Origin of the sequence: Primorskyibacter aestuariivivens (assembly GCF_028023675.1) — a bacterium.
Lineage (GTDB): Bacteria > Pseudomonadota > Alphaproteobacteria > Rhodobacterales > Rhodobacteraceae > Marinovum > Marinovum aestuariivivens.
The window spans coordinates 77,210-88,695 of the sequence record NZ_JAQIOZ010000017.1 but is presented as its reverse complement, the minus strand read 5'-3'; the positions used below and the strand labels follow the sequence as shown (position 1 = coordinate 88,695).

Here is an 11,486-nt window from a genome sequence, read left to right as displayed (position 1 = left end):
TGATGGTGTGACAGATGCAATTGGTGATCCTCTACATAGCGACGGCGGTCGTGTTTCTCGCGCTGGACGTGGTGGGGCTTAAAAACATCCTGCGCCCGCTGTTCGAGCGCCATATCGGTGAATTGCTGGTCGATGGCTTCCGCTTTGTCCCGGCGCTGGTGTTCTACCTGTTCTACATCGCGGGGCTGTTGTATTTCGTCAGCTGGCCCGCGCTGAAATCCGGCGCGCCGGTTCAGGCGCTTCTGGGCGGGGCTCTGTTCGGCGCGCTGACCTATGGCACCTATGAGTTCACCAATTACGCCACGCTCAAGGCCTGGTCGCCGCAGATGGTCGCGGTGGATATGGTCTGGGGCATCTGCCTCACCGGCGTGTCGGCCTGGGCGGGGGTGATGATCGCGCGTGCCGTTTCGTGATTGCGCGGTTCCGGACTGATGCCGGAGCTGCCATTGATCCTATGGTCTCAACTCCGGGCGATAGCGGTCGCTTCTATGGACAGGAGCAGGCCCATCGGGAGGTCGACGATCGGGGTTGAGCGTGCCGGTGGATCATTTGGAAAGTACTCGCCGAAAAGCTGATTAAGAGCGGCACGTTCGTTGGCATCGCCCAGCCATGTTATGACCTTAACGACATCTGCCATGGAAGCCCCTGAGCATGCGAGGCAGGTTTGCAGGTTTTCGAAGGCTTGCCTTGCTTGGCTTTCAAAGTCTTCACCTGCTTTGGCCCCAGTATCCGGCTCGATACCGGCCTGACCGGAAATGAAAAGGAAGTCTCCCGCGCGGACAGTTGTCGAATAGGCACCATAGGGTGCTGGCATTTCGGGATGGTGAATGACTTGCTTTTCCATCGGAACTCCCCTCTCCTTGCATGTTCTTTACAAACTATGTCTGTCCGCAGTGACAGATCAAGCGAGGCAGGCGCGGCTCTACCCCGGTAGAGGCCCGGCAAGCTTGCTCACCGCCGCCGCCCCGCCTTGGGGATCGACGTGCGCGACAGCTTGTATTTCGCCTCCGGATGCGGCGGATGGCCTTCGTTGCGCGCCCAGAACTGCGCGCCGCCCAGCCGCTGCCACAGCGGAAATGTCAGCACCAGCCCCGCAATGAACCCGCCCGCATGCGCCCAATAGGCCACGCCGCCCTGATCGCCGGGCGTGCCAAACCCGCCAAACAGCTGCAGGCCGAACCACAGACCCAGCATGATCCAGGCCGGGATCGGGAAGACCCGGAAAAACACGATGAAGATGATCAGGATATCCACCTTGGCCTTGGGAAAGAGCAGCAGGTAACTGCCCATCACCCCGGCAATGGCCCCCGAGGCCCCCACCACCGGGATCATCGACCCCGGTGCCGTGGCATATTGCAGAAAGGCCGCCGCCAAGCCGGCAGCGAGATAGAACAGCAAGAATGGCCCGTGCCCCATCTCATCCTCGACATTGTCGCCAAAGATGAACAGAAACAGCATGTTACCCGCCAGATGCATCCAGCCGCCATGCAGAAACATGGATGTCAGAAGCCCCAGATAGCCCTCGCCCGCGCTCACCTTGGCCGGGATCAGCGCGTAGTCCCAGTAGAACGCGTTTATCGCGCGCGGATTGTCGAACATGTCCACGTAGAAAATGAACACGACGATATTGATCGCCATCAGCACATAAGTGACATAGGGCGTGCGGCCGGACGGGTTGTGATCTCGGATCGGAAACATGGGGGCAAGCTGTGGCCTGCCCCCGCCAAGGTCAAGACATTCCGCTCAAAAGCGCCGCATTCCCGCCCGACGCGGTGGTATCGACACAGACATGACGCTCGTGACATGCATGGCCCTTGTCCGGGCGTCCGGTGATCAGCGGCAGGATCGGGCCGTCACGTTGACTGAGCGCCTGCGCATAGGCCCGCGCGGTGTCGTCATCGCCCCACCAGAACGCGCCCGAGATGCCCGTGAGCGTGCTCAACGCCTCCGCGGGCAATGCGCCACCCACGCGCAGACCCAAGCCGCCAAGCGCCTCGATGGCGTCTTTCTGCGCGGCCGCGGCGGCATCCCCCGGCCCAAGGCACAGCACCGGCGGACGGGGCAGGGCGGTCAGCCGGTTGGATTCCCCTGTCGGCCCGGGCAGGGACAGCGGCGCCTCCGCCTCGGGCAGCGGCCTTGCATTGATCGCTTCCTGAAGCGCCGCCGCATCCACCGGCGCACCCGGCGCGGCGTCAACCCTGTCCGCCTCATGCCGCGTGAAACGGCTCAGGTAATTCGGACCGCCCGCTTTCGGCCCGGTGCCCGACATCCCCTCGCCGCCAAAGGGCTGGCTGCCCACGATCGCGCCGATCTGGTTGCGGTTGACATAGATATTGCCCGCATGGATGCGCTCGGAGACATGCTGCACCCGGTCGTCGATCCGCGTCTGCAGGCCAAAGGTCAGCCCGTAGCCCGTGGCATTGATCCGGTCGATCACCGCGTCAAGCTCATCGGCCTCGAATGTCGCCAGATGCAGGATGGGGCCGAAAATCTCGCGCTCCATCTCTTGGATGCCATTCACACGCAGCAGGGCCGGGGCCACGTAATGCCCGTCATTCGGCACGCGCAGTTGCTTGAGCACCCGGCCCCCGGCGCGGGCCTTGGCCACATAGTCCAGAATCCCCGCCTGCGCCTCTGCGTCGATCACGGGTCCAAGGTCGCTCTCGATCCCCCATGGGTTCGCCGGGTGCAGCGCCTCCATTGCGCCCTTGAGCATCTCGGTGAAGCCCTTGGCAATGTCGCTTTGCACATAGAGGCACCGCAAAGCCGAACAGCGCTGCCCCGCCGACTGGAACGCGCTCTCAATGATCGCCTGCACCGCCTGTTCCGGCAGCGCCGTCGAATCCACGATCATCGCGTTCAGCCCGCCGGTCTCCGCAATCAGCGGCGCACCGGGGGCCAAGTGCTGCGCCATGGCACGGCGGATGATCAAAGCCGTCTCGGTCGAGCCGGTAAAGGCCACGCCACCCACGCGGGCATCAGAGGTGAGCGCTGCGCCCACCGCGCCCGCGCCAGGCAGGCATTGCAGCACGTCGCGCGGCACGCCCGCCTCATGCATCAGTTCCACCGCCCGGCATCCGATGAGCGAGGTTTGCTCCGCCGGTTTCGCCAGCACGCCGTTGCCCGCCGCCAGCGCCGCCGCCACCTGTCCGGTGAAAATCGCCAGCGGGAAGTTCCATGGGCTGATACAGGTGAACACACCCACCGGCGCGTCCTTTGGAGCGTTGGCCGCGTAGTAGCGCAGGAAATCCACCGCCTCGCGCAGTTCCGCCACGGCGTCGGGCAGGGTTTTGCCCGCCTCACGCGCCAGCAGGGCGAATAACTCGCCGTAATTGGCCTCGTAAAGGTCCGCCACCTTGTTGAGCACCGCCGCCCGCTCGTCGGGGAAAGCCTCCCAGACGCGCGCCGCAGACAGGGCGGTCTCGCAATCGGCGGCGCTGGCAAAACGCACATCGCCCACGGTTTCGTCACTGCGCGCGGGGTTGCCCACCGATTGCCACGGCTCCGGCGCGGAATCTCCGGCAAGGATCGGCGTGGCCTCCCACTGGTACTTGCGCCATGGTTCCCGCGCCGCGTTGATCGTCTCCAGCGTCGGGCGATGGGCGAGGTCCCAGCCGCGCGAATTGACACGTTCGGGCGCGAACAGCTCCGGCCCGGTCGGCAGATGCGGGGCCGGGTCGGTCAGCGCCTCGAACGGATCGCGCGCCACCACCTCTGGCGGCACATCCTCATCCACGATCTGGTTCACAAAGGATGAGTTCGCCCCATTTTCCAAGAGCCGACGCACCAGATAGGCCAGCAGGTCGCGATGCGCCCCCACCGGCGCATAGATCCGGCAGCGCGTGCCATTGTCCTTGAGCACGATATTGTGCAGCGCCTCGCCCATCCCGTGCAGCCGCTGGAATTCGAACGCATCGCGGTCCTCCGCCATGTCCAGAATGGCGGCCACTGTGTGGGCGTTGTGGGTTGCGAACTGCGGATAGATCCGGTCCGTCATGCCCAGCAAGCGCCGCGCATTGGCGATATAGCTCACATCGGTCGCGGCTTTGGAGGTAAAGACCGGAAAGCCCTCAAGCCCCTCGACCTGAGCCAGCTTGATCTCGGTGTCCCAATAGGCCCCCTTGACCAGCCGCACCATGATGCGCCGGTCGGTCTCTTCGGCCAGATCGTGCAGGAATTCCAGCACCGCGCCGCAACGCTGGCCAAAGGCCTGCACCACCACGCCAAGCCCGTCCCAACCGGCCAGCCCCGGATCGCGCATCAACCGCTCGATCAGGTCCATGGAAATCGACAGACGGTCGGCTTCTTCGGCGTCGATATTCAGCCCCATGTCGCGCCCCCGCGCCATCAGCGCCAGATCGCGAAGCCGGGGATAGAGGTGCTCCATCACACGGTCCTTCTGCGCCTCTTCATAGCGCGGATGCAGCGCCGAGAGCTTGACCGAGATACCGGGGTTCTTGCGCACATCGCCATGGGTGCAGCCCCTGGCAATCGCCTCGATCGCGCGGCCATAGGCGGCGTGATAGCGCATGGCGTCCGCATCGGTGCGCGCCGCTTCGCCCAGCATGTCATAGCTATAGGTATAGCCCTTGGCCTCCATGCCCGATGCGCGTTTCATCGCCGCCTGAATATCCTCGCCCAGCACGAATTGCCGTCCCATCTCCTTCATCGCGCGGCCCACGGCGGTGCGGATCACCGGCTCGCCCAGCCGTTTCACGGCGGCGCGCAGATGGCCCACGGGACCCGGCTCGGCATCCTCGCGCAGCACTTTGCCGGTCAGCATCAGCGCCCAGGTCGAGGCATTGACCAGCGGCGAGGTGGAATGCCCCATATGGCGGCCCCAGTTCGACGGCGCGATCTTGTCCTCGATCAGCGCGTCGATGGTTTCCGGATCGGGCACGCGCAACAGCGCCTCGGCCAGACACATCAGCGCCACGCCCTCATCTGTTGACAGACCGTATTCGGCAAGGAACACTTCCATCAGCCCGGGGTCCGAATTGTCCCGGATGCGCCGCACCAGCCCGGCGGCCTGCGCCACGATGCGCTCGCGGTCGGCCTCACTCAGGGCAGCCACATCCGTGAGTGCGGCAATGGTCTCCGCCTCATTGGCATAGGTCATTTCGTCGATGCGGTTGCGCAGGGTAGACAGCGTATCGCGTGGCATGGAAAGCCCTCCTGTTCGATGTACCCAGTATATCGCAAAAATACTGGCCATGCTTCCTGATTGATGGCAGTATGGCGGCCTAAAGTTTCGAACATACAGGGTTTCACAGTGCAAAAAGACCAGTTTGACCTCGACCGCTTTGACCGCTCCATCCTGACCGTGCTGGCCGAGGATGGGCGCATCTCGATCACCGATCTGGCCAAACGCATCGGGTTGTCAAAATCCCCCACGCAGGCGCGGCTCCGGAGGCTGGAGCAAGAGGGCGTGATCCGTGGCTACCGCGCGCTTCTGGACCCGATCCGGCTTGGTCTTGATCACGTGGCTTTTGTCGAGGTGCGTCTGACAGAGACCCGCGAAACCGCGTTGGATGCCTTCAACAAGGCGGTGGCGCGGATCCCCGAGATCGAGCAATGCCATCTGATCGCCGGGAATTTCGATTATCTCATGAAAATCCGCACAACCGACATGCGTGCCTATCGCCGTGTTCTGGCCGAGAAAATCTCGACCCTGCCGCATGTGGCCAATACCTCGACCTATGTGGCGATGCAGGCGGTCAAGGAAACCGGTCTCGCGGATGTGACTTAAGTTTTAAATATTTCATGGCAGGGTAGGGCATGACCTGCTCTGCCCGCACCCTCCCGCTCGCTGCGCTTGTCGCGCTTTTGCCCGCCGCCCTGATGGCCGAAACCTGCCCCGCTGCGCCCGATCACAGCGCGCAACTCGACACACTGTTCGAACAGGTGCGCGCCGCCCCGAACGAAGGGGCCGCCGCACCGGTGGTCAACCGGATGTGGGCGCTTTGGGCCGAAGCCCCCGATGAAAGCGCGCAGGAAATCCTCGATCGCGGCATGCGCAAACGCTCCAGCTATGACCTGCTCGGCGCGCTTCAGGATTTCGAACGCCTGATCGACTACTGCCCGGTTTATGCCGAAGGCTATAACCAGCGTGGTTTCGTGCTGTTCATCCAGCAGAACTATGCCGCGGCCCTTCCCGATCTGGACCGCGCGCTGGCGCTCAGTCCGCGCCATGTCGGCGCGCTCTCGGGCCGGGCGCTGACCCATATGGCGCTGGGCAATCACGTGCAGGCGCTGGCCGATCTGGAGGCCGCGCTGGCGCTGAACCCGTGGTTGTCCGAACGCCGGTTCCTTGAGCCTCTGAAGCAGGCGGCCGGGTCTGAACTTTAACGCCGCTGCGCATCATTTCGCGGTTTTCACGCCCCCGGGGCTGGACTAATGTCACCCCCGCTGGCCCGCGTGGTGGAATGGTAGACACAGGAGACTTAAAATCTCCAGGCCGTCATGGCCGTGCCGGTTCGAGTCCGGCCGCGGGTACCAGCGATTTCACAGGGGGATAGTGCGGGCCGAATTTTCGACGAAAATTCGACCGCTCCGGATCACCGATCCTTACGCCGCAACCTGATCACCACATCCACGGATGCAATCTCCGCCCCCTCGGGCGCATCGGGCAGGGCCACAATCTTGAGCTGATCGGCGGGTGCATCGGTCAGATGCCCCTCATCCTCCCAGTAGAAATGCGGGTGGTCATGGGTGTTGGTGTCGAAATAGCTCTTGGAGCCGTCCACCGTGACCTCTTGCATCAGCCCGGCATCGCAAAAGGCGCGCAGCGTGTTGTAGACCGTGGCCAGCGACACGCGCTCGCCGCTGTCCTGCACCTTGGAAAACAGGCTTTCTGCCGTCACATGCCGGTTCTTGCCGTCACCGACCAGCAGCGCAGCCAGCGTCAGCCGCTGCCGCGTCGGGCGCAGACCGGCGCCAGCCAGCCATTCGGTGCCACGGGTCATCTCTGCCGTTGTCGTCTGCATGAACACGATCTCCTTCTTGTCCGATATATAGAGCCTTTTGAGAACCGTTTTCAATGATCCGCGCGTAACAGCCGTGTAAAATCACCGATTTTGCCGCCCGGGCGCGACACTTGCCCGCGACACTTGCAAGCGCGCGCGCCGGGGTGCTAGAGGAAGCCAGATCAAAACCGCAGATATCCACAGCCCAGAAAGGCGCTTTTCATGGCCGATTATCCTACCAGCTTCGACCGAGACGAGTTGTTGAAATGCGCCCGTGGCGAGCTCTTTGGCCCCGGCAATGCGCAGCTGCCCGAACCGCCGATGCTGATGATGGACCGCATCACCGATATCTCCGGGGATGGCGGCGCACATGGCAAGGGGCACGTGGTCGCCGAATTCGACATCACACCCGACCTTTGGTTCTTTGACTGCCACTTCCCCGGCAACCCGATCATGCCCGGCTGCCTTGGCCTTGATGGTCTGTGGCAACTCACCGGCTTCAACCTCGGCTGGCGCGGCTGGCAGGGGCGCGGCTATGCGCTGGGCGTGGGCGAGGTCAAGCTGACCGGCATGGTGCGCCCGGACCGCAAGATGCTGACCTACAAGGTGGATTTCACCAAGGCCATCCAGACCCGCCGCCTGACCATGGGCGTCGCTGATGGTATCGTCGAGGCCGATGGCGAGGTGATCTATCAGGTCAAGGACATGAAAGTCGCGCTCAGCGAAAGCTGAGGCGACACCCCGCCGTCCTCATGAAAACAGCGAGGTCTGGACCTACCGGCCCAGCCAGCCACCATCTACCGGCAGGGTAATCCCGGTCACGTAGCGCGCGGCAGGCGAGGCAAGATAGGTCACCGCCCCGGCGATATCCTCGGGCTGCGCCCAGCGACCGATGGGGATGCGGTCAAGGATGGCCTGATGACGGTCGGGATCGTTGCGCAGCGCCTCGGTATTGTTCGTCTCCACATAGCCCGGCGCAACAGCGTTGACCGTGATCCCCCGGGCCGACCATTCGTTCGACAGCGTTTTTGTCAACCCCGCCAACCCGCTTTTGGCGGCGCTGTAGGACGGAATGCGTATGCCGCCCTGAAAAGACAGGATCGACGCGATATTGATGATGCTGCCGCTCCTGTCCGCAGCGATACAGGCGCGGGCAAAGGCCTGCGACAGGAAGAACACGACCTTCAGGTTGAGATCCATCACGTCGTCCCAGTCCTGTTCCGAGAAATCGAGACTGTCGGCGCGCCGGATGATCCCGGCATTATTGACCAGAATGTCGATGGGGCCAAAGCGCTCGGAGGCGTCCCCGAACGCCGCAATTGCCCGGGCGACGCTGCCCAGATCGGCGATCAGCGGATCGGCCAGCCCGCCCACCTCCCGCACGGCGGCCAGCGTGTCGTCCATGTTGGACCGGCCAACGGCGATCACATGCGCACCCTGCCGGGCGAGGTCGATGGCGATCGCCTGGCCAATGCCGGTATTGGCCCCGGTGACAAAGGCGCGGGTTCCGTTCAGGGAAAATCGGGTCATGGTCTCTCCTCTTGCGCAAACCTGCCATGATTTCACGCGCTGATACAGAGCCGCCTGCGAGATGCGCGGGAATTGACGGGCATCGCACGGGGCAGGGGCCGGTCGTTTTCCCTTGTCCATCACAGGCAGCTGCGCTTCTCTGAGGCAAGGAGGACATCACATGCAGTCAGGCACACTCGGGCGGGTCCAGTCCCCGCGCATCATTCGCATCGGCGGCGGTGTCGCGGCGGAAACGGCAGAGGTGCTGGGTCAGCTTGGCCTGTCCCGCCCGCTGATCGTCACCGATCCGGGCGTGGCGAAACTGCATCTGTCCACGCTCACCGATGTGCTGGACAAGGCGGGCCTCGCCTGGGGCCTGTTCGATCAGGTGGTCGAGGACCCGACCGACACCTGCGTCGATGCCGGTCTCGCGGCGTTCCGGGCCGCTGACTATGATTGCGTGATCGGCTTTGGCGGCGGTAGCCCGATGGACACGGCCAAGGCGGTGTCCTTCATGGCCGTCAATCCCGGCCATGTGCGCGATTACAAGGCCCCGGCCCAGATCGACCGCTGCGGCGTGCCGGTGATCCTGATCCCGACCACCGGTGGCACCGGCTCGGAACTGACCCGCTGGTGCGTGATCACCGACACCACAAGCCCTGAGAAATACAACCTGTCAGGGCTGGCCTGCGTGGCCACAGCCGCCCTGATCGACTGGACTTTTACGGTGACCAAACCACCCCGGATCACAGCGGATACCGCGGTGGACAGCCTGACCCACGCCATCGAGGCCTATGTGAGCCGCCGCGCCTTTCCATATACGGACGCTTTCGCGCTCTCGGCTATGCCGCTCATCGCGACCCATGTGCGCCGCGCCTATGCCGACCCGTCCGACGCCGTCGCGCGCGAGGCGCTGATGCTGGCCGCGTCACAGGCGGGCATGGCGTTCTCCAACGCCTCGGTCGCGCTGGTTCATGGGATGAGCCGACCCATCGGGGCGCATTTCCACGTGGCGCACGGGCTGTCCAACGCCATGCTCCTGCCCACGGTCACCGCCTTTTCGGTTGAGGCCGCCCCGGCCCGATACGCCACCTGCGCCCGCGTGATGGGCATGGCCAGCGATCAGGACACGGACGCCACTGCCTGCGCCCGGTTGATTGACGGGCTCCGCCAGCTCAACGCCGACCTCGCCGTCCCGTCGCCCTCTGATCTGGGGCATGAGGCGGATGACGCGATGCTCACTCTGATGGCGCAGCAGGCGCTCGCCTCCGGCTCTCCCGCCAACAACCCGCGCGTGCCGGAGGAGGCGGAGATCGTGGGGCTGTATCGGGAGATGTGGTGAGGGGGATGTGGTGACGTCCGGCCAAACCGGCGCGCTTCAGTTCCCGCGTTCCGCGCTGGTAATGAAATCCTTCGCCCGACGATACAGCACACTGGTTTCCGGAACTTTCCGGTACCATTCGATAGCGCCTTTCGGATCGGGCGGTGAGCGCCGATACTGCAGGACCCGCCCCAGATCGACGGCCATTTTCGCCCGTGTTTCAAAGTGCGCCCCTGCCGCACTTGCCTGATCATACGCGTCAATGAACAATTCGATCGCCGCCTCGACATCGCCCCGGTAATCCCCGAACCCGTTCAGGTGAATTTTGGCGGCATCGTTCTTCAGCCGGTAATCCCCGGTCGCCGCCGAATGCGTGATCAGCTCAAGGATCGGGCCAGATCTGTGGCCCGCTCAATATGTTCCAAACGCAGCTTGGCCAGTTCCAGCCCGGCACGGGATTGAAACCGGATATCCAACTCTGAAGCGCCCGTCGCGACCATCGCCGCGCGAAAGAAGTTGCTCGCGGCGGTTTCATCTTTTTCGGTGCCTTGCCCGCGCAAATGGGCCAGACCAACCAGATACAGCCCGGGAACATAATCCTGTTCAGCGGCCTTTTCGAACCAGATCAACGCCTCGCCGTGTCGGCGCCCCCCAGCTTTGCTGCTCAGGAACTGGCCAAAACGCACCTGCGCCTCGGCATAGCCGGACTCGGCGGCTTTCAGCCCCCATTTTTCGGCCTCCTCGACATCCTGTGCCACCTGCCGGAAGCCGTAACTCAGGTAGAACGCCCATTCGCTTTGCGCGGCGACATATCCCCTTTGCGACAGCGACAACAGAACTCTGACATAAAGGCTTGGGATGACCTTGCCGGTATCTGTTTCGACCTGCGGCGTTTCCTGGCTTTCCCGCATCAGAGCCGCGCGAACATATTGGTAGAGCGCACGCAGGTTTCCGGGGTTTTCGCGTATCTCTGCCTGACAAGCGCCAATCGCCGGAAAATAATCCAGTTCTTCACTTGGGATTGCAGCCGTTTCACGCGCGCGCAACGGGTCCCAGGGGTCCGAGGCCAGAACATCGCATTGGGTCAACGGCCAGCTTTCGGCCGTCAGGTCAGAGCGCGGTTCGACCGGGCGCGTCCCGGTGACAAGCGCGTTATCATACAATTCATCGCGCGAAAACACATACATCCGGTCTGACGGCGTTTCCGCGAGCTTGTCCAGCACGTATCCCGACACGCCAAGATAGTCGAACAGCGCTGCCACCTCTGCCATGGCGATTTCCCGCGACCGAGGGTCCGAGGTTTGCATCGCATGCACCCCAAGCGCGCCTAGTGCCTGTCTTTCGACACCTGCGAGAAAAAGGAAGCTGCACGCGGACTCACAAGCGTGATCCCGTTCAATCAGAGTATCAAGACCCGCGTCGCGAATTGCATAGGCAATCGGAATAGCGGCAAAAACCGATCCACCCGGACCGTGCAGCGAAAATGTTTTGATTTGAGGATAGGCGTTCAGCGCCTTGATGAAATCAGTCTGGGATTTCAGCGTAAGCCTGCCCCGCAGGAAAAGCCTTGTCGGTTGCGTGCTGTCATACAGGAACGGTTTGAAACGGCTGTCGATCTCGGCAACAGCTGGGCGTACAAACAGGTTGGCACAGCAGAAGAAAATCAAAAAGACGGGGACCACGTGAAGACG

General features: G+C 63.2%; 12 protein-coding genes and 1 tRNA gene. 6 read left to right on the top strand and 7 right to left on the bottom strand.

The annotated features are described in order from the left end of the window. Positions 1-14 precede the first annotated feature (14 nt). On the top strand, positions 15-413 hold the full coding sequence (locus PGB28_RS16445) for a DUF2177 family protein (RefSeq protein WP_271422615.1): 399 nt from the start codon (positions 15-17) through the stop codon (positions 411-413). A 47-nt stretch (positions 414-460) separates the two neighbouring features. On the opposite strand, the gene PGB28_RS16440 is transcribed toward PGB28_RS16445, so the two are convergent. The 3 genes from PGB28_RS16440 to putA form a co-directional block, all read right to left on the bottom strand. Further along, complete coding sequence (locus PGB28_RS16440) at positions 461-844, bottom strand: RidA family protein (protein ID WP_271422614.1); 384 nt, start codon at positions 842-844, stop codon at positions 461-463. A gap of 107 nt (positions 845-951) precedes the next feature. Further along, positions 952-1,698, bottom strand: coding sequence for a rhomboid family intramembrane serine protease (locus tag PGB28_RS16435; protein WP_271422613.1), 747 nt, complete (start codon positions 1,696-1,698; stop codon positions 952-954). A gap of 31 nt (positions 1,699-1,729) precedes the next feature. Next, on the bottom strand, positions 1,730-5,164 hold the full coding sequence (gene putA / locus PGB28_RS16430; RefSeq protein WP_271422612.1) for a bifunctional proline dehydrogenase/L-glutamate gamma-semialdehyde dehydrogenase PutA: 3,435 nt from the start codon (positions 5,162-5,164) through the stop codon (positions 1,730-1,732). A gap of 108 nt (positions 5,165-5,272) precedes the next feature. On the opposite strand from putA, the gene PGB28_RS16425 reads away from it, so the two are divergent. From PGB28_RS16425 to PGB28_RS16415, 3 genes are all read left to right on the top strand, one after another. Beyond that, on the top strand, positions 5,273-5,749 hold the full coding sequence (locus tag PGB28_RS16425) for an Lrp/AsnC family transcriptional regulator (protein ID WP_271422611.1): 477 nt from the start codon (positions 5,273-5,275) through the stop codon (positions 5,747-5,749). 29 nt (positions 5,750-5,778) lie between these two features. Further along, positions 5,779-6,348 carry a tetratricopeptide repeat protein gene (locus PGB28_RS16420; RefSeq protein ID WP_271422610.1) on the top strand — a complete coding sequence of 190 codons (570 nt, stop codon included), beginning with the start codon at positions 5,779-5,781 and terminating at the stop codon, positions 6,346-6,348. A gap of 63 nt (positions 6,349-6,411) precedes the next feature. Continuing rightward, a tRNA-Leu gene (locus PGB28_RS16415) sits at positions 6,412-6,498 on the top strand. 59 nt (positions 6,499-6,557) lie between these two features. Here the strand turns inward: PGB28_RS16415 and irrA are convergent. Beyond that, positions 6,558-6,986 (bottom strand): iron response transcriptional regulator IrrA, encoded by a 429-nt coding sequence (irrA, locus tag PGB28_RS16410; RefSeq protein WP_271422609.1) that lies wholly within the window; start codon positions 6,984-6,986, stop codon positions 6,558-6,560. Between the two features lie 201 nt (positions 6,987-7,187). On the opposite strand from irrA, the gene fabA reads away from it, so the two are divergent. After that, positions 7,188-7,697: a bifunctional 3-hydroxydecanoyl-ACP dehydratase/trans-2-decenoyl-ACP isomerase gene (fabA, locus tag PGB28_RS16405; RefSeq protein WP_271422608.1), complete on the top strand. Its 510-nt coding sequence runs from the start codon at positions 7,188-7,190 to the stop codon at positions 7,695-7,697. 42 nt (positions 7,698-7,739) lie between these two features. On the opposite strand, the gene kduD is transcribed toward fabA, so the two are convergent. Beyond that, on the bottom strand, positions 7,740-8,495 hold the full coding sequence (gene kduD, locus PGB28_RS16400) for a 2-dehydro-3-deoxy-D-gluconate 5-dehydrogenase KduD (RefSeq protein WP_271422607.1): 756 nt from the start codon (positions 8,493-8,495) through the stop codon (positions 7,740-7,742). 160 nt (positions 8,496-8,655) lie between these two features. Here kduD and PGB28_RS16395 point away from each other — a divergent pair, with 160 nt between their 5' ends. Continuing rightward, the gene (locus tag PGB28_RS16395) at positions 8,656-9,816 is read left to right on the top strand and encodes an iron-containing alcohol dehydrogenase (RefSeq protein ID WP_271422606.1); all 1,161 of its coding nucleotides are present in this window, start codon (positions 8,656-8,658) and stop codon (positions 9,814-9,816) included. Between the two features lie 36 nt (positions 9,817-9,852). Here PGB28_RS16395 and PGB28_RS16390 read toward each other — a convergent pair whose 3' ends face one another. Both PGB28_RS16390 and PGB28_RS16385 read right to left on the bottom strand, forming a co-directional pair. After that, the gene (locus PGB28_RS16390; protein ID WP_271422605.1) at positions 9,853-10,002 is read right to left on the bottom strand and encodes a hypothetical protein; all 150 of its coding nucleotides are present in this window, start codon (positions 10,000-10,002) and stop codon (positions 9,853-9,855) included. Positions 10,003-10,172: 170 nt separating this feature from the next. Further along, the gene (locus PGB28_RS16385) at positions 10,173-11,477 is read right to left on the bottom strand and encodes a hypothetical protein (protein ID WP_271422604.1); all 1,305 of its coding nucleotides are present in this window, start codon (positions 11,475-11,477) and stop codon (positions 10,173-10,175) included. Between the last annotated feature and the right edge of the window lie 9 nt (positions 11,478-11,486).